We start from the raw sequence: 19,141 nt of genomic DNA on the forward strand, positions 1-19,141 counted from the left end.
TATAATTTTCAGATTGTTGTTTGATATTTTGATAATGTGAAATCCGTCATATAAATCTTTGTAAAAAAATGCAGTGGTTTTATTGCATAAAACCTTAGAAAATGACATTTATATCATTATCGAAAAAGAGCTATTTTTTTGTGCAATAGTATAATTTAATATACAAATCAAAAAGTTAATCTGAAATTTTTTATTAATTTTTTTTTGACAAAAAAAAGCAAAAAATTTTTATTCAAAAAAATATTGTTTCAGTAACTTAAAAAAAAATGTGAATTTATTTTGCAAGAAATAATGTATAAAAGTAGTGAAAAGTCAAATGTAAAATGTGACGGGGATTTAATATTTGTAAAATAAAGTGCTAGGATAATCCGGCTTTTAAAACGCGTTTTATAAAAAAATACTTAAAAAAAAATTTAAAAAAAGACGGGTATGTGTGTACTATGTTAAAAAATTTACTTTGTTCGATTCTTTCTATTGGTGTTCTTGTTCTTTCAACTAACGTAAGCGCAGCTCTACAGGACAGCTGGACTTTTGGTCTTGGCGGTGGCTGGGCTCATGCCTATGATCATAAAATAGGTACAAAATACAAATTCGGTGAATACACCTACACCACTTCAATTCAGAATGATGGCTACGGTATCAAGTCTTATGCTGAAAGAAATTTTAAAGACTGGTTCGGTATTGGTTTAGGTTATAACTACATTAAGGATCAGAAGATTGTTTTCACCTGCGAAAACTGCAGATTCCGTATGGAGGACCATTACAATATCGTTGAGCTTTATTCTCGCTTTGCAAAGCCAATCGATGATAAGGGCTCAGATGTTTTCTTCAAGATTGGTCCTACCTATAACTGGCATTCATTCAATCATGAGACCCACAGTGTATGGGGTGGCGTAGCCGGTGTTGGTGTCCAGTATGCATTTACACCAAAGTTCAGCATCCGTGGTGGTTATGATTATTTCTACAGAGCTGCTGATCGTACCTTCCATCCTGATGATGACAGAAATACCCGTATTGATCAGGGCCTTCTGTACTTATCATTCCAGTACACTATTCAGGATGAGAAGCACAATGTTCCTGTAGCAAAGAGAGCTGAAAAGAAATCTGAGAAGATGATTCATACTTTAGATGCTGGTATTCTGTTCCCATTCGACAGCTCAGTTCTGTCTGACGAGGGTAAGGAAGCAGTTTCAACCATCATCAAGTCATCAGAGCAGTTTGAGGAGCCTGAGTTCGAGGTTTACGGCTACACCGACCGTATGGGCTCAGATGCATATAATGAAAAACTATCCCAGAATCGTGCTGAATCAGTTTCTGCTGAGTTTGCAAATCAGGGAATCACCACCAAGGTTGCACAGGGAAAGGGTAAAGCAAATCCTGTAACTGGTGACAAGTGTGCAAATATCAAGTCACGTAAGCCTTTAATTGACTGTCTTGCTGCAGACAGAAGAGTTGAAGTTGTTGTAACAGGCAAAACATCTAAATAATCAACACTGATTGAAGTTCATCATCCGCATCATTTCTTGTTGCGGATGTTTTTTTGACTTAACTCCGGTTAAGTCTTTTTTTTACTCTGAGACTTTTCCTGTAACCGAGTGAGGATGGCGGATCCTTAGTTCACACTGCTCTGTTACAAAAGGATTGTCGTTCCCCTGAATCTTTTTGATCATGTAATTACGCTTGCATTCATCATCAGTAGGCTTATAGGTATGATTCCATGATCTGTAAAGCCTCATGTGCTCTGAATCTAAAGGCAGGTTATAACGTTTATTCATGTAAAGATATGCTCTTGCGATAATACCTTTAGAGCGCTCTGTAGGCTGAGCCTGATAACTGCTTCTGTTAAAAAACATCCTGCAGCTGCCGTATCCATCAGGATTGTCTGGATTTCTGATTTTTTCAACAAACGAATAACTGCTGCGATCCTTGTTAACTTCACCAATTGCAGGGTAAAGGTTATGCAGATCTGATTCAATAAGCTTGAATCTCTCATCCGTTTCTTCGCAGTTGTTACGCCCCTGACCTTTCTCTACCTTAGTCCAGCAGTTCATCTTATGGGCAAATTCCCATACTGGAACGATATGCTCGGCTTCAATTCTGTTGCCTCGCTCATAGTCATTTGCTATCTGATATCCGCAGCTTTCAAGATCTGGCTTATAACCACCGCTTTTGGGAAAGGTAATTCTGCATCCACAGTAAAGAGTTTCAGGTTTATTGAGTTTGCTGAAGATTCTGACCATCTGCTTTTTCGCTTCTCTAAAATCAGCAGGTCGCTCCTCGGCATAAGCCTGTATGGAGGAGATTAGAACACAGGACATTAAAGCTGTAATAAGTTTTTTCATTGAACCATCCAAATCATCAGAAGCAAAATGATTTTGCTATCGGTGCAGTATAGATGTATTTTCTTAGAAAAACTCTAGTATTTGTAACATGTTGGAATTTATATTTCTGAACAAGGTAGAATCTGCGATGGGGAAGGGAATATAAAAAAAATCCTGCACATCTGTGCAGGATATGAGGAGAATTTCCCTTAATGCATCATTTCTGGGACGAAGGTGATGATTGATGGGAAATATGTCAGAACGAGTAAATCGACAATGAACATTGCCAGGTAAGGCAGGATCTTTGCGGTTACCTTGTCCACTGAAATACCTGTAATTGATGACACAACGAACAGATCCAGTCCAACAGGTGGAGTTACGCAGCCGATAGCCAGGTTAACAACCATCAGTACACCGAAGAACATTGGATCGATTCCCATGCCTACAGCTACAGGCAGCAGAATTGGGGTAAGAATAACCACTGCAGCAGATGCGTTAACAAGAGTACCGATAATCAGTAACAGAACGTTAATCATCATCAGGAATACGAACTTGTTGTCAGTTACGCTTGCAAAGAACTCTGCCAGCATGTGAGGCACATGAGCATTGGTTAGAATCCATCCGAACAGGTTTGCGGCACCTACAACGAACATAATCATTGTAGTGTTATAAGCTGCATTTAATAGAGTCTTAGGAAGATCCTTCCACTTTAACTCCTTGTAAATGAACAGTCCTACAAATGCACCGTATACAGCAGCAACAGCTGCAGCCTCTGTTGGAGTGAACAGACCAAGATAGATACCACCCAGGATGATAACAGGCATCATCAGTGCCCAGAAACATTCCTTGAATGATTTAGCTACCTTGATAATTGAAAATGAACCTTCTCCGCTGTATCCGTTTTTCTTGGAAATAAACCAGGAAACGATACACATGGTGATACCCATTAAGATACCAGGAGCAAAACCTGCCATGAACAGATCTGCAACGGATACGTTTGCAATGGAGCCGTAAACAACCATGGTGATTGATGGTGGAATAATAATGCCTACCGTTCCACCAGCCGCTACCACAGCTGCCGCGAAGGCTCGAGGATAGCCACGACGTTCCATTTCATCGATCATTGATGCACCGATAGCTGCGGTTGTTGCTGCAGAAGAACCTGACAGAGCAGCGAAGAACATACCTGCAACTGAAACCACAAGTGCCAGACCACCTGATAGAGAGCCTACCAGAGACATAGAGAAATCAACGATACGTTTGGTAACACCGCCATCAGACATGAAAGCACCTGCCAGCATGAAGAAAGGCACTGCCATGAATGAGAAGGAGTCTACAGATGTGAACATACGCTGTACGATAACCAGAAGCGGAGGCATATGTTCGCCGAAGAATAATCCTGCTGCAGATGCCAGTCCCAGACCAACACCGATTGAGGCGCCGGTTACCAGAATGACTGCAAAGGATACTAAAACGATTAAAAGAACCATATCTACCTAAGCTCCTTATTATTCACTGCCCTTTGGCTTAATCTCTGAGGCAGGAGTCTGCAGAGTCTTGATTAAATTGATGATTACATAAATAAGCATCACTGCACAGCCAAATGGAATTACAACATATACATATGACATAGGGAGCTGCATTGCTGGTGAGGTCTGGAAGCTGGTTCTTGCAACCATGATGCAACCGTAGTACACCATGATCCCTAGGAAAATAATTGAGAATATGTCGGCGACAATATTTAAGAACTTAAGTGTTGCTCCCTTAACGCGACTGGTTAAGGTTTCAATGCACATATGTCCGCCGTAGCTTGCTACAAGAGGCATTGAAAGGAAAACAACCCAAACGAATAGATAACGGGCAAGTTCCTCGCCCCATGCAGGAGTCCAGCTGAATACATATCTGGTAATAACCTGAATAAAAACCAGAACCAGCATCAGTCCGTTTGCGAATGTAACCAGAAGCTTTAGGAATTTCTCTAATGCCTGAAATAAAGCTAGCATAAAATCATCCTTGAATTCTGTTTGAAAAAATCCTCGCCCGAAGGCGAGGAATTAGGTTTTTATTTTACGTTTACGATTGCGTCGATTGTTTCGTTACCGTATTTCTTAGAGTAAAGTTCCCAGACGCTCTTGGTTGCATCGATGAATGCCTGCTTATCAACATCGTCGTTGATCTCTGCACCACCTTCAACAATGGTCTTTGCAAACTTGTCCTCTAAATCACGGCATAACTGACGCTGCCAGTCCTTGGTCTCTAAAGCAGCCTTGGTAATGATTTCCTTCTGGCTGTCATTTAAGCCATCCCATGCGAACTTACTGATTAGAACTACTTCAGGAGCATAGGTGTGAGCTGTTAGAGAAACGTACTTCTGAACTTCGTAGAAGTGCTTGGTAGCAATCTGGCTTAATGGGTTTTCCTGACCGTCGATAACACCCTTCTGAAGTGCTGTATAAAGCTCACTCATTGCCATTGGGGTTGGGCTTGCCTTTAAAGCCTTCATAAGTTCGATATATACAGGCTGCTCCATAACACGAACCTTCAGACCTTCCATGTCTTTAGGAGTTCTGATTGGGCGCTTGTTGTTGGTCATGTGACGAATACCGTTTTCCCACATTGCAAGGGTAATCATGCCTTTTGGCTCAACATATTTCTTGCACAGATCCATACCTATGGTATCAAGTGCCTTATATGCATGATCGGTGTCTCTGAATAGGAATGGAAGATCGAATACTGAAACTTCTGGAGCAAAGTTTCCTAATACTGCGGTACCAGTCAGGGTCATTTCAACAGTGCCAAGGGTTAAGCCCTCAACAAGGTCACGCTGGTTTCCTAGCTGTGATGATGGGAATACCTGAACTTCAATATCTCCCTTTGAATAGTCCTTAACAAGTTCTGCAAAATGGTCTGCACCCATACCGTATGGGTTGGTTGGTTCTGCAATATGGCCAAGTTTAAGAGTAACTGAAGCGGCATTGGCAGCATTTAGGGTAAACATACATGCAGCAATGCAGGTTGCAACTAAACGAAACTTCATATGAGCTCCTATATATCTGTTTAAACGTAATAAAAACCTTATAAAGAAAGTTTCAGATATGTTTAAAAAACGTCCTAAGGCCCGTCTAATAAAACATACATCCGTTGTCAAAATTAAAATTTAGGCGGTGAATAGTCAAGAAACATCAGTATTTACGTATAACAACTGATACGTTCTTCACAATTGCTTTATTTAAAAAAGATTTATTTTGAAGTTGGTCACTTTAAGGTCGTAAGGTTTTTGGAGAAAAAAAAAGCCTGCAGCCGTGAGCCATGGACTGCAGGCAAAAATCATAAAGACTTGAAACTAATTAACTGAAATTACTTGTAATACTCAGTAGCCATCTTCTCAAGATCTGCTTCTGTAGTATCCTCTCCGATGCAGATTAACTCAGTGCCGGTTAATTTAGCGAACAGAGCAATATCCTCACGGGTCAGAGCTGTAGATACAACGCTGTGGTGAGCACCACCTGCATAGCACCAGCCAGCAGTACCAATACGGAAGTTTGGCTTGTGACGGTACATGATTCTTGCTACAGGTAGTTTTGGCATTGGCTTAGGCTGCTTTACAAGCTCGATATCAGCACAGATGATTCTGAAGTGAGTGCCCATATCAACAAGGGTAACCTGAATACCATCACCCTCAACACCGTCAAAGATCAGACGAGCAGGATCAGCCTTGCCGCCGATACCTAGAGGAAGAACATCAATCTCTGGCTTGGTAGCTGCGAAGGTTACTGGAACCTCAAGCATGTGAGAAGCAAGCTCAAGCTCTTTACCCTCGGTCAGATCGTAGGTGTAATCCTCGATGAAGCCGGTTGCACCCTTGCGGCCTTCTGCCATGTTCATAAGAACTGCTGATAGTGCAGAGATCTTGTAGTCACCCTCTGGACCAAAGCCGATGCCCTTGCCCATCAGATTCTGAGCTGCAATACCAGGCAGCTGTTTTAGACCGTGCAGATCCTGGAAGGTGTCGGCAAATGCGCCTAGCTTTCTTGCAGACAGGAACTTCTCCAGACCAACCTCATAGCGAGCCTGTTCACGAACAGCTTCGATATTGCTGGTCTTCATGGTGTACTTTGAGGTGTACTCGTTCATCTTGGTATCAATTTCGGCTTCTGAAACAGCATTGATTTCCTGAACTAAATCACCTAGAGCGAAGTAGTTGCACTCCCAGCCGTAACGGATCTGAGACTCAACACGATCACCGTCGGTAACAGCAACTTCACGCATGTTGTTACCAAATGAAGCAACCTTAAGATGTCTTGAGAAGTTGATTGCACGTGCAACGTCAACGAATCTTGAAATTCTGTCGATAACGTCCTGATGCTCGTAGTAGCCTGCAACAACCTGGTGAGGGATACGCAGACGTGCGAGAATGAAGCCGTACTCACGGTCACCGTGAGCTGCCTGGTTCAGATTCATGAAATCCATGTCGATTTCGTCGTATGGAAGCTTCTCATTTGCCTGAGTGTGAAGGTGAATCAGAGGCTTGCGAAGCTCCTGTAAACCCTTAATCCACATCTTAGCAGGTGAGAAGGTGTGCATCCAGGTCATAACACCGATACAGTCATCATCAGTGCTTACCTTTCTCATGTCTGCAATACAGGTCTCTGAATTAACAACTGTTGGAAGTAGTTCAACCTTAACGCCCTGAAGCTTCTTGTTGAAGAACTCTGTCATTCTAGCTGCATCTGCTGCAACCTGTTTTAAGCATTCATCACCGTATAGGTCCTGTGAACCAACAACGAAATATAACTTAGCCATAATTGATGTTTATCCTTAAATGAATTTGATTAAAAATTTTTATTGTTTCAAAAAACACCCCGCAAATATTTGCGGGGGAACTGCTACTTGATAACGTGAATTGCTTTTCTGTCAGCAAAGATTGCTACGAAGATTAAGAATACGATACCTTCGATTAACTGCATCATTGGGATGCTGAAGCCAATCATGTTCAGGCCTGAGTTCAGAACTACGAACAGTAGTGAACCAACAATGAAGTTACCGAATCTTGCCATAGCACCACCAGAAATTGGCATACCACCTAAAACCAGAGCGATAAGGATCTGAGTCTCTAACTGGTTACCACCTGATGAAGTTACTGAACCATTCTTGATTGAAAGAATGAATGCAGCGAAACCGGTGATTGCACCTGATAGAACGTATACCAGGAACTTGATTCTGTCGGTACGGATACCTGAGAATTTTGCTGCCTTTTCACCTGCACCGATAGCCTTCAGATAGGTACCGAACTTGGTGAAGCAGAAGAATACGAAACCTACTGCAACAACTGCTGCTGTACAGCCAACCTTAAGAGCGGTGCTGTCTAGCTCAATCAGTTCGAATGAACCTGCAACTGGAGCTTCTGTAGTCAGATATTTGATTAAGCCTCTGAACAGGAACATGGTACAGATTGTTACAATGAAGGATTTGATTTTACGGTTAACGTAGAAGTATCCGTTGATTGCACCTATTGCTGCACCGGTCAGAATACCGCCGATGATTGCAAGTGGAACACTGTACTGAGACAGTGAGCAGACCACAATTGCGGACAGACCCAGAATAGAACCCTGAGAGAAGTCCAGACCGCCCATGGTCATGATGAAGAACACGCCCATTGAAGCAATCATGATTACGTATACCTGAGACATAGCCAGTGGTAGCTTATGCATCATCTTTCCGTCGGTCAGGAAGTTGAACAGGAAGAATACTAAAACAAGTCCAACGATTGGCAGTAATGAGCGAATCATTCTCATTCTGCGAAGTTTTTTCTGTTCCAGATCTTTCTTGTTGTTATTCTGATCTTTGTTTCCTAGTGTGTCTGACATGGTCTGGCTCCTTAAACCAATATCTAAGTTCGTATTGTTTGTTGCAATGTCTGTCATTTCTTATATTTCTCCGTTAAACCATCATTGAGATCAGGCTGTTTTCATTCAGTTCACGAGAACGTGGAAGCTCACCCTTTAATGCACCGTCCTTCATAATAATGATGCGGTCGCACATTCCAATAAGCTCCATCAGCTCCTCAGAAATCATGATGATTGACTTACCCTGTTTTCTCATGCGGTCCATCAGCTGGTAAATATCCTGCTTTACCTTGATATCGATACCACGGGTAGGTGAATCGAGTACCACGATGTCTGAACCTTTACCAATCCAGCGAGCCAGAACAACCTTCTGCTTGTTACCGCCGGACAGCTCAGATACAAACTGATCGGTATTTACCATCTTTACAGACATTTCCTTTGCATAATCGATTGCAAACTTTTTAATCTTGCCCCAGTTAAGAATACCGGCATTATTTGATAATTCATCCAGTGAAGGCATTGCAATGTTGTCACGGATACTCTGATTTAAAACAACAGACTCGTTATCTCTATCCTTAGATGTATATGCGATAGAGTGAGAAATTGCTGTTGGAATATCGTTAATCTGAGTGCCGTCAGCAAGTACTACAGAACCTTCTCTGTCAAAGCTTGCACCGAAAATTGCCTTTCCGATTTCATGCATGCCAGACTCTGACAGACCACCGAATCCAAGAATCTCACCTTTATGAAGATCAAAACTTACGTTTGAAATCAGACCTGGAACGGTTACATTCTTAACTGATAACACAACCTCATCGCTTACCTTCTCACCGTAGTCAGAACGGTAGTAGTCACCGGTAACCTCACGGCCTACCATCAGTTTCTTCAGATCATCCTCGGTTACATCCTTACTCTTTACTGTATCGATGTATTCACCGTCACGAAGAATGGTGATGGTATCTGACTTAGCCAGAATTTCTGGTAAATCGTGAGAAATGAAGATAACTGTATTTCCCTGTTCACGGATGCGGTTCATGTGCTTGTAAAGCTCTTCACGACCTTCCTGAGACAGAGCAGTAGTGGTCTCATCGATAACTACAATCTTTGGATTGAAGTAGGTAGCCTTTACGATTTCAATCAGCTTTCTCTCTTCGAAGTTGTAGTTGTCTACAAGATCGTCAGCCTTGATGAAATCAAATCCGTATTCCTTTAACAGGCGGTTAGCCTCAGCATTCATTGCAGGAGTGTTTCTGAAACCGTAGGTGATGAATCTTTCCTCATGACCTAAAAAGATGTTCTCAGCAACGGTTAGACCTGATAGTGTTCCTAATTCCTGAACGATGATTGAAACGCCTCTGTTGTTTGCATCTACCTGATTCTTTGGATGGATATCCTCACCGTCCAGAGTAAAGGTACCGCTTTCCATTGGGTAGATACCGGTTAACATGTTGGTCATGGTTGACTTACCAGAACCGTTTTCACCGATAAGTGCGTGAACTTCGCCCTTGTTGATATCAAAAGATACGTTGTTAAGTGCTCTGTTGATACCGAAATGTTTGGTAATGTTTCTTACTTGTAATCTAACTTCGCTCATTTTTCTTATCCTTATTACTTAACGATTTCGCCCTTAGATACCTTGGTGGTCAGTGTGATGATTACCAGCAGAGCTAGACCTGTGATAACGTCCTGAATTGCTGTAGGAGCACCAAGAGAAATGAAGCCGAAGAAGATGATGTTAACAATGAACTCACCCAGGATAATTGCCTGAAGAGGAATTCCGTATTTCATGAATGCCAAACCGAAGAAGCATCCCATTGTTGGTACGAAGTTACGTGCCATTGATGACATGCCGGTTGCAGCAACCATTGATGAACCGTAGCTGATGGTTAGAACAGCCATAGCACCGAAGAATGCACCTGAAAGGATGAATGCATAAACCTTGAACTTATCAACGTTGATACCCATGTTCTTTGCTACGAACTCGTCAGAACCGATTGCGTAGGTATAGGTACCGAACTTGGTGTAGTTTAGAACACCGTATGCAATGATAAAGGTAACAACAGCAAGAATAATGTTACCTGGCATAGAACCGAATGCACGTAGTGATGAAGGTAGAGTCTGAACTACGCCGCCAGCCATATAGTTAGCAATTGACTCGTAAATCAGAGCAAGACCTGCAGTAACAATCATTGATGGAATACGGAGCTTAACATATAGAACACCGTTTACCAGGCCAACTAAAGCACCTGTTGCGATTGCGCCGGCAATCAGACCTGTGTAACCCATCTGGAAGTGAGTAGCCAGCTGACAACCGACAACTGCTGACAGGATGATGTTGGCACCGATAGAAAAGTCGAACAGACCCATGTCCATCACGAAATAGAATCCAATTGCGCCAACTGTTGCAATTAAACTTGCCTGAAAGTAGTTAAGTAGATTGTCTGGTGATCCGAAATTATCTGGAGTTAAAACTTTGAATATAGCCCAGGATAGAAATACCAGCGCTACTAAAACTATGTAACCTTTAGTTGCACCGGAGAGATTTTTTATTCCAGTCATGATGTTGATTCCTTTTTTGCATGTGAGGTAAAACCTGACATGGGTTTGTTTTTAGTTGAGGCAGAAGCCTTTTGTTGTATCCATGCACATTTGTGCATTTCTGTTAGTTTCAGTGTAAACGAAATTCGATTTAAAATCTCGTAAACGGTTACGATAATATATGAATATGCACAAAATTTAATTAAATTTGGTTGTTTTTTTGAATCAAATCACATAAACAATTAAAAATCATATATCTTACAAAGCATTAGAAATGCTTGTTCTATCTGCGTCCGTATAGCATTTGTGAATTGGTTTCATTGTAAATACGCAATTTTATGAAAAAACTAAAACTATTTACATTTTGTTCTGTCAAGAATTATTTATTTGTCACAGGATATACAAAAGTAAACTTTAAGAAATTTTGTAACTAATTGAAAGATAAGGTATTTATGTTTTTATCTGAATTATGTGCAAAAATACTTTTCTAAATTTGTGATCTCCGCACACGTTTACGACAAAAAACTTAGTATTATTTACACATGTATTGAGCGGGGTAACTCGCCATTACCTGCAACCAATATTACGTTGCCAATCAAACATTGAAGGATAAGTATATGAAATTTACTATGAAAAAATTTGCAAAAGCAATTGCTTGCGCAGCTGTTGCTACTACAATTGCATCTTTCAGCACCACTGCAAGTGCAATTGAGAATAAGGACATCAAAATCGGTGTTTCAATCTGGTCATCAACTGATGTTCTAGGTTCATGCTGTAAGAAAGTTCTTGATGCTGCTGCTTCTGCACTAGGTGTTCAGGTTCAGTACATCGACCAGGCTCACGTATCAGAGAAGGTTACTGCTTCTGTAGAACAGTTAGCAGCTGCTGGCTGTCAGGGTATCATTATCTGTAACTCTTCAGATACTGAAATGACATCTGCAATCAAGACCGCAAATGACAATGAAGTTTATCTAACTCAGTTCTTCCGTATTATTTCTAAGGATGCAAGCCCAGCTATCTACAAGATGGCAGAGAAATCACCATACTACATCGGTGCAGTTCACGAGAACGAGCCTGATAACGGTGAGAAGTTAGTAGGTATACTATTAGATAAGGGCTGCCGTAACATTGGTCTGATTGGCTGGGAGCAGGGTGATGCAACCTGGTTAGGCCGTTGGGCAGGTTATAAGGCTGGCGTTGAGAAGTGGAACAAGGATCATCCAAACGATAAGGCTGTTCTATCAGATCCACAGTATGCAGGTACAACTTCAGAAGGTGGTTCAAAGGCTGCTGAAGCTTTAATGGCTGCAAATCCTAAGCTAGACGCTCTAATCCCAGCTGGTGGTGGCGGTGACCCATTACAGGGTGCTATTGCTGCTGTTGAGCGTGCAGGCAAGACCGGTAAGATCCAGATCGTTTCAACCGACTTCCTACCTGATTTAGGTGAGAGATTAAAGAACGGCTCAATGGCTGGTCAGTCAGGCGGTCACTACTGCGATCCTCTATTTGCCTTCATGATGACCTACAACGCAATCAAGGGCAACTACAAGGACTTCGAGGGTAAGTTTGAAGATGTTAACTTCCCATACCTATACGTATCATCACCAGATGACTACGCTGAGTACGAGAAGTACTTCGTTGAGAAGTTACCATACACTGCTGAAGAGTTCGTTGAAATGTCTAAGCTAGACATGGAAGGCTTAAAGGCAACTGCTGCTAAACTATCTATCCAGGACGCAGCAGCTCGTTCAGCTAAGTAATATCCAAAACTCATTTTAAATAACGTAATGCTCCGGCCCTCAAAAGCCGGAGTTTTTTAATTGTAAATCTTGAAAAGAACGTTGTTTAGAAGTTCTATGAGTTCTTTTTTCTCAAAGTCAAACTCTCCACTCATCCATTTATTGATAACTCCGATAAAACCGCAGATTGCAAAGGTTCCCTCGATAATATCCTGTTTGAGCTCCTTTTCATCTGAATGAGAGTAATCGCAGCTTATATATTTTTTCAGAAAGATATCAACGGCACGTGCTGTAAACTCACCGTTTGAATTTCTTATTAAAAGTAGAATCTGTTTCTTGTTTTTTTCAAAGTAATCAATCATATAGACAATAAGACAGCTTACATTCTCGATTTTTTTCTGCTGTGCATTCTGGTCATATATTTTTGCCATGTGGGCAATGGCTTCATCCTCAATAGCCATTACCAGATCTTCAATACTTCTGTAGTGCTGGTAGAAGGTGCCTCTACCTAAAAGCGCATGTCTTGAGATTTCTGCAACTGTGATTTCATTGGATTTTTTATGCTCAATCAGATGAAAAAAGCTTTCTCTGATTGCCAGTTCGGTCTTTTTGAACCTCAGATCTTCCTTCATAGTCATTTGTCCATATGTCATAGTGCACTGCTTTATTAAATTTTAATGAACAGTTGTACATTAAGTGTTTATTATCTTACAGATCAGCCTTACCTATCATTGAAGATTTACCTATAGTTTATATACTTTTAATGAACAGGTGTTTAATATCATACTACTGTAATTTATCTACCTGATTTTAAGACTAATTTTGTTTTATAAACTGGCAAATTTACTAAGGGATTTCTGATGAATTTAACACGTAAGCATTACCTCATTGGAATTGCAGTTACCGTGCTTTTTGCGGTTTTTGCGATTTTCAATCTGGGAATCAGCAGAGAGCAGACTCAAACTGAAGCTTTGCCTATAAGAGTAAAGGCTATGACAATGTCTTCTGATATGATGTCATCATCTCTGATTTATGCTGGTGAAATTCACAGTAAATTTGAAACTCCGCTTTCTTTTCAGGTGGGAGGAAAGATTCAGGAGCGTCTTGTTGAAGTTGGAGATCGCGTAAGTAAAGGTCAGGTTCTTTTAACTCTTGATAAGAAGGATCTTGAACAGAGTATCCGCAATGCAGATGCCAAGGTAAAGAATGCGAGATCAGCGCTGGATCTTGCCAGAAAGAATCTTGATAGATATAAAAAACTTCTAAGTGCAGGTGCTGTAAGTCGTTTATCATATGATCAGTGTCAGCACGAGTATAAATCTGCTCTATCAGCTTTAGAACAGGCAAATGCCAACTATGAGGAATGCCGAAATCAGCTTAATTACGCTGAATTAAAGGCAGACAGAGACGGTATTATTATTCAGACCTATGCAGATCCGGGACAGGTTGTAAATACAGGTACAACTGTACTTACCCTTGCAGTCAGTTCAAATCTTCAGGCTCAGTTCAATGTTCCTGAGCAGACAGTCTCAACACTTAAGATAGGTTCACCAGTAAAAATCAGTTCAAATTACAGTTCTGATGAGATTGATGGCTCAATCTTCGAAATCTCTCCTATTGCAGATGACAGAACACATACCTTCAAGGTAAAGGCATCATTTGAGGATAACGGTGCCTTAAAACTTGGTATGACCGTCAGAGTGTTATTGGATGCAGATGCCGGCAGTATTTCAAACTTTATCCCTCGCTCTGCAGTTACCGCAATCAATGGTGAAAGCGGTGTCTATACCATTGAAAACAATAAAGCCATATTCAAAAAGGTCTCTCTGGGTAGTCTTAAGGAAGATAAGGTTGAAATTAAATCTGGTCTGAATCAGGGAGATGTTATTATCACAGCCGGAGCCAACAGACTTCACGACGGTCAGATTGTGGAGATTATGTAATGCGCTTTAATCTTGCACAATGGAGTCTTTCTCATAAGGCTCTGATCTATTTTTTTTCTGCTCTTCTTATGGTTTCAGGTGTATTTTCCTACCTTTCTTTAGGCAGAATGGAAGATCCAGACTATACCATCAGGCAGATGGTTATCTATACACAGTGGCAGGGAGCAACCGCAAAACAGGTTGAGGAACAGGTTACAGATGTTCTTGAAAAAAGGCTTCAGGATCTTGAAAAGCTTGATCATATAGAAAGCTATTCTATGCCTGGTCAGAGCATTATCTATGTTAATCTTAAGGATTCTGTAAACAAGCAGGATATTCGTCGACTCTGGACTGACGCACGCAATCTGGTTATCTCTGAAACTCCAAATCTGCCTTCAGGTGCGGCAACTCCTCAGGTAAATGATCACTTTGATGATGTTTACGGAATGATTTACGCCTTAACCGCAGATGACGGTTATACCATGCGCGATATGAAAAATGAGGCGGAGAAAATAAAGGCTGCTGTTCTAAATCTCAAACAGACCAAAAAGGTAATGCTGATAGGAGACAGAACCCAGTGTATATATGCAGATGCAGATCCTTATGTAATGATGAAATCAGATGTCAGCGTATCTGATATCAAAAAACTGATTCAGAGTGAAAATACCGTAACAGATTCAGGCATCATCTCTGGTCAGAAGGATATGATTCCTTTAAGGCTGAATAACAACTTTAAATCAGAAAAAGAACTTTCCCTGCTTCCTATAAATAAAAACGGAAGGGTCATAAGATTATCCGATATTCTCAATATCAGAAACACTTACGTTGAGACAGGTGAAAAATCATTTTTCTATAACGGAGAACCTGCCATCGGTATAGCCGTATCAATGGTATCCGGTGAGAATATCATTGATTTTGGAGATGAGCTTAATAAGGTCGTAAAAGAGTGTAGTGCCTCTTTACCTGCCGGAATGGAACTGCACAAGGTTGCAGATCAGGCAAAGAACGTTGATAGCGCAATTTTCAGCTTTGTTCGCTGTCTTGTTGAGGCTTTGATCATTATTTTCGGTGTAAGTATCTTCAGTCTGGGAACTCACGCCGGACTTGTTGTTGCCATGTGCATTCCTCTGGTGCTTGCCATTACCTTTTCCATCATGTATTACATGGGGATTGATCTGCAGAGTGTTTCTTTAGGCGGTCTTATCATTGGTCTGGGGCTTCTCGTTGATGATGCGATGATTGTAATTGAAATGATTATCGTAAAACTGCAGGAAGGTCTGGGAAAGGTAGAAGCTGCTGTGGTTGCCTTCAGCGAAACTGCAATTCCAATGCTTACAGGAACCCTTATTACCTGTGCAGGCTTTATTCCTGTGGCACTTGCTGAAGGTTCAGCATCTGAATTCTGCTGCACTCTTTTCTACGTCATAAGTATTGCACTGATTGTCTCCTGGTTTGTTGCAGGTCTGGCTACTCCTCTTTTTGCTTATCATCTGATTTCTGATGTATCTAAAAGGAAGGAAAGTCGTCTATCCGGTTTCATTAAGCGTTTCAGGGCAGAGTATAGAAAACTTCTGATCTTTTGTATTGAAAATAGAATTTCTGTTCTGATTTCAGTGTCTGTCCTTTTTGTACTATGCGCATTTGGCTTTACTCAGCTTCGTACTGAGTTCTTCCCTGCATCCTCTCATCCTGAACTGGTTTTAAGAATGGAGCTTCCTGCAGGTGCTTCCTATCAGAACAGTGAGGAAGTTGCGGCACGTTTTGCAAAGGAAATCAGCAACAGCGAGAATCTTGAGTATTACTCCTATACAGTAGGAGAGGGAAATCCAAGATTTGTGCTTACTTTCTCTCCTGCCAATGCAAAACCAAATATGGCTGAATTCATTATGGTTGCAAAGGGAATAGAGGAGAGAGCAAGTCTTGAAAAGGAAGTAAAGGCTCTAATCCGCGACCGTTTCCCAGAGGTTATCGGTCACACTCTGCTTATTGTTACAGGCTCTCCTACAGAGTATGCCGTTACATTCAGAGTTCAGGGGCCAGATCTTAACAAGGTCAGAACAATAACGTCAGATCTCGAGAAAATAATGTATTCATATGACAGCCTTCTTAACATCAGAAAGAAGGGTGGAGAGGAGATGATAAGCCTGGATACTAAGACTCAGAATCTGAAATTAAAGCAGCTCGGACTTACATCAGGCTCTCTTGCCCAGCAGATAAAGCTTCTAACCTCAGGAGAGATAATCAGTTCAATTCAGGACAGGGATGTAACCATACCAATTATCTTTAGATTAAAGGCTGTGAATGCAGATATCTATCAGACTATATCTGATATGCCGATCGAGCTTCCAGACGGAAAGAAACTGAGTCTTTCTTCTGTTGCAAATCTTGAAGCGGGAGTAGAAGAGGCTAATATCCTTAGAAGAGATAGACTTCCTGCCGTAAAAATCTGCGCGGAGGTAAGAGATGGTCTTAGCGGTGATGATGTAACTGCTCAGATCTACAGTGATATCAAGGAATTCAGAAAGAGTCTGCCTAGGGGATACAGCATCGAGCTTGATGGAGGTCTTGAGGATAGCCAGAAGAATACAGCCTCATTCCTTGCTCCTGCGCCTGTTATGGCAATTTCAATTCTCGTAATTCTGATGCTGGAGCTGCAGAGTATCAAGAAAGTAATGATCACTCTGCTTACAGCTCCTCTGGGAATCATAGGAGTGACAATTGGCCTTGGTATAACAGGAAGACCTGTTGGGTTCGTTGTTATATTAGGTCTGTTGGCTCTGTTTGGAATTATTATCAGAAATTCTGTAATTCTGATGGATCAGATTGAGAAGCATATTAAAGAAGGAATGAGTATCTATGATTCTCTTATCAGTGCATCAATCAGCAGATTAAGACCTATTATGCTTACCGCTATGGCAGCAATTCTGGCGATGATTCCTCTGGCTACAAATGCTCTGTGGGGGCCAATGGCAACTGCTATGGCGTTTGGTCTGCTGTTTGCCACAGTCCTGACACTGCTGGTTCTTCCTGCGATGTACGCTCAAGTATATCTCAAGGAGAATAACAGATGAGATTGCAGGTTCTGATGTAATTTAAGATTGCTTTTTCAAGCGGGAAGGCATATAGAAGAATGAGAAACTCCGCAGGGGATATAACCTCTGCGGAGTTTTTTGTACTAGCCGAACTTAATTCCGAACAGCTGAGTTATCATGATGAAGATAATCAGTAGAGGAATAATATACTTCAGCAGAATCAGGAATGGACCAACAAGAGTGAACTTGAAGGCACCGTTTGAGGTAAGTTCCTGAATTAGCTGTGATCTCTGCATTCTGTAGCCAACGAACAGTGATGCACCTAAACCGGTTAATGGAAGGATGATCTGTGCTGTGAAGAAGTCTAGGAAGTCGAAGAAGTTCATTCCGAAGAATATCTTAACATCCCATGGACCGTATGACAGAGATGCAGCAACACCGATGATGAAAGTACCGATGGTTACTACTAAAGCAGCTGTACGTCTTGAAAGATTTGCTCTCTCTGCGATGAATGCGGTACCAACCTCATGTAGGAAAATACATGAAGTAATAGCAGCTACCAGCAGAATCAGGTAGAAAGCTGAAGGAATAATCCAGTTGAAGAATGGCATGGTGTGCAGTGCACTGTGGAATACGTTTGGTAATGAAATAAATACCAGACCTGCACCTGCTGATGGCTCAACACCTGCAACTGAGAATACTGCAGGGAAGATAATCAGACCTGCCATTAGAGCAACCAGTGTATCAAGACCTGCTACAGATAATGCTGTACGGGTCAGGTTAACCTCTGATCTGAAGTATGATGCATAAGTAACAATACCCATACCTAAAGAGAATGAGTAGAAGCACTGACCTAAAGCTGCAAGCCAAACATCTGGATTCTTGATAGCTTCAAAATCTGGCTTGAACAGGAATGCGTATGCATCTGATGCACCAGGCATTGTTGCAGCAAAGATAACCAGCATTACCATGATTACGAATAGAGCTGGAACTAAAAGCTTTGAAGATCTCTCAATACCCTTCTGTACACCACAGACAATAATGCCGTGGATAATAGCAAGTACGATAAACAGTGCAACAATTGGCTTCCAAGGATTGGAGATAAAGCCAACAAAGTGGTCTGTAAACACATCTTTGCCTGCTTCAGCTGTTGCCTGAATTGCAGCTAAATCATTAAAGGTTCCTGTTACAGAATCCCATGCATAATACAGAACCCAACCAACAACCACGTTGTAGTAGCACAGAATAATAGTTGCAACAGCAACAGAACCGAAACCAACGAATTTCCAGAATGAGTTTGGTGCAAGAACGCTGTAAGCGTTACCTACGTTAGCTCTGGAATGACGACCTATTGAAAATTCTGCAATTAAAAGTGGAATTCCGAAAGAAATAATAATCAGGAAATACACTAGTAAAAAGGCTGAACCTCCGTTTTCACCACACTGAGTAGGAAAACGCCAGATGTTACCTAAACCGATAGCAGAACCGGCAGCGGCTAGCAATCCACCTAATTTAGATGAAAAGCCTACACGTTTTGTAGAAGTCATAGTCTTACCTAATAATTGAATAAATACTACTTACTTATCTAGTCTGATAAATCAAAGCGTTAAATTATACTGTTTTATCAGAGAAAAAATAAAGTGCTATTTCATTTAGCAAATAACGAATATTTTTGAAATATTGAGAGTTATTTTAGTTTCTTAGAGTGGTAAAAAAAACGATTATATGGATTTGCTTAATTTT

14 protein-coding genes are annotated in these 19,141 nt (G+C 41.2%); 4 read left to right on the forward strand and 10 right to left on the reverse strand.

Annotation, left to right across the window (positions count from 1 at the left end):
- The first annotated feature begins 440 nt into the window (after positions 1 to 440).
- Positions 441 to 1,487, forward strand: coding sequence for an OmpA family protein (locus B5D46_RS00105; protein WP_078927701.1), 1,047 nt, complete (start codon positions 441 to 443; stop codon positions 1,485 to 1,487).
- Between the two features lie 81 nt (positions 1,488 to 1,568).
- Here B5D46_RS00105 and B5D46_RS00110 read toward each other — a convergent pair whose 3' ends face one another.
- From B5D46_RS00110 to B5D46_RS00145, 8 genes are all read right to left on the reverse strand, one after another.
- On the reverse strand, positions 1,569 to 2,342 hold the full coding sequence (locus tag B5D46_RS00110) for an endonuclease (protein WP_078927702.1): 774 nt from the start codon (positions 2,340 to 2,342) through the stop codon (positions 1,569 to 1,571).
- Between the two features lie 188 nt (positions 2,343 to 2,530).
- A complete protein-coding gene (locus tag B5D46_RS00115) occupies positions 2,531 to 3,811 on the reverse strand; it encodes a TRAP transporter large permease (RefSeq protein WP_031491677.1) in 1,281 nt (426 codons plus the stop codon).
- An 18-nt stretch (positions 3,812 to 3,829) separates the two neighbouring features.
- Positions 3,830 to 4,324 (reverse strand): TRAP transporter small permease, encoded by a 495-nt coding sequence (locus B5D46_RS00120; RefSeq protein WP_078927703.1) that lies wholly within the window; start codon positions 4,322 to 4,324, stop codon positions 3,830 to 3,832.
- 59 nt (positions 4,325 to 4,383) lie between these two features.
- Positions 4,384 to 5,358 carry a TRAP transporter substrate-binding protein gene (locus B5D46_RS00125; protein ID WP_078927704.1) on the reverse strand — a complete coding sequence of 325 codons (975 nt, stop codon included), beginning with the start codon at positions 5,356 to 5,358 and terminating at the stop codon, positions 4,384 to 4,386.
- Positions 5,359 to 5,678: 320 nt separating this feature from the next.
- Positions 5,679 to 7,124 carry an L-arabinose isomerase gene (gene araA / locus B5D46_RS00130; protein WP_078927705.1) on the reverse strand — a complete coding sequence of 482 codons (1,446 nt, stop codon included), beginning with the start codon at positions 7,122 to 7,124 and terminating at the stop codon, positions 5,679 to 5,681.
- Between the two features lie 83 nt (positions 7,125 to 7,207).
- A complete protein-coding gene (locus tag B5D46_RS00135; protein WP_078927706.1) occupies positions 7,208 to 8,188 on the reverse strand; it encodes an ABC transporter permease in 981 nt (326 codons plus the stop codon).
- Between the two features lie 73 nt (positions 8,189 to 8,261).
- Complete coding sequence (locus tag B5D46_RS00140) at positions 8,262 to 9,761, reverse strand: sugar ABC transporter ATP-binding protein (RefSeq protein WP_078927707.1); 1,500 nt, start codon at positions 9,759 to 9,761, stop codon at positions 8,262 to 8,264.
- 14 nt (positions 9,762 to 9,775) lie between these two features.
- The gene (locus B5D46_RS00145) at positions 9,776 to 10,726 is read right to left on the reverse strand and encodes an ABC transporter permease (RefSeq protein WP_078927708.1); all 951 of its coding nucleotides are present in this window, start codon (positions 10,724 to 10,726) and stop codon (positions 9,776 to 9,778) included.
- Between the two features lie 596 nt (positions 10,727 to 11,322).
- On the opposite strand from B5D46_RS00145, the gene B5D46_RS00150 reads away from it, so the two are divergent.
- On the forward strand, positions 11,323 to 12,465 hold the full coding sequence (locus B5D46_RS00150; RefSeq protein ID WP_234973796.1) for a sugar ABC transporter substrate-binding protein: 1,143 nt from the start codon (positions 11,323 to 11,325) through the stop codon (positions 12,463 to 12,465).
- 56 nt (positions 12,466 to 12,521) lie between these two features.
- On the opposite strand, the gene B5D46_RS00155 is transcribed toward B5D46_RS00150, so the two are convergent.
- Positions 12,522 to 13,097, reverse strand: coding sequence for a TetR/AcrR family transcriptional regulator (locus B5D46_RS00155; RefSeq protein ID WP_078927709.1), 576 nt, complete (start codon positions 13,095 to 13,097; stop codon positions 12,522 to 12,524).
- A 207-nt stretch (positions 13,098 to 13,304) separates the two neighbouring features.
- Here B5D46_RS00155 and B5D46_RS00160 point away from each other — a divergent pair, with 207 nt between their 5' ends.
- Together B5D46_RS00160 and B5D46_RS00165 are read left to right on the forward strand one after the other, a co-directional pair.
- A complete protein-coding gene (locus tag B5D46_RS00160) occupies positions 13,305 to 14,387 on the forward strand; it encodes an efflux RND transporter periplasmic adaptor subunit (protein ID WP_078927710.1) in 1,083 nt (360 codons plus the stop codon).
- Positions 14,387 to 17,437 carry an efflux RND transporter permease subunit gene (locus B5D46_RS00165; RefSeq protein ID WP_078927711.1) on the forward strand — a complete coding sequence of 1,017 codons (3,051 nt, stop codon included), beginning with the start codon at positions 14,387 to 14,389 and terminating at the stop codon, positions 17,435 to 17,437. The genes B5D46_RS00160 and B5D46_RS00165 overlap by 1 nt, the downstream gene beginning before the upstream one ends.
- Positions 17,438 to 17,541: 104 nt before the next feature.
- Here the strand turns inward: B5D46_RS00165 and B5D46_RS00170 are convergent, their stop codons facing one another.
- Positions 17,542 to 18,945, reverse strand: coding sequence for a sodium-dependent transporter (locus B5D46_RS00170; protein WP_078927712.1), 1,404 nt, complete (start codon positions 18,943 to 18,945; stop codon positions 17,542 to 17,544).
- Positions 18,946 to 19,141 lie beyond the last annotated feature (196 nt).

The sequence above is a fragment of the Succinivibrio dextrinosolvens DSM 3072 genome, from assembly GCF_900167015.1.
In the GTDB taxonomy this organism is placed as follows: domain Bacteria; phylum Pseudomonadota; class Gammaproteobacteria; order Enterobacterales; family Succinivibrionaceae; genus Succinivibrio; species Succinivibrio dextrinosolvens.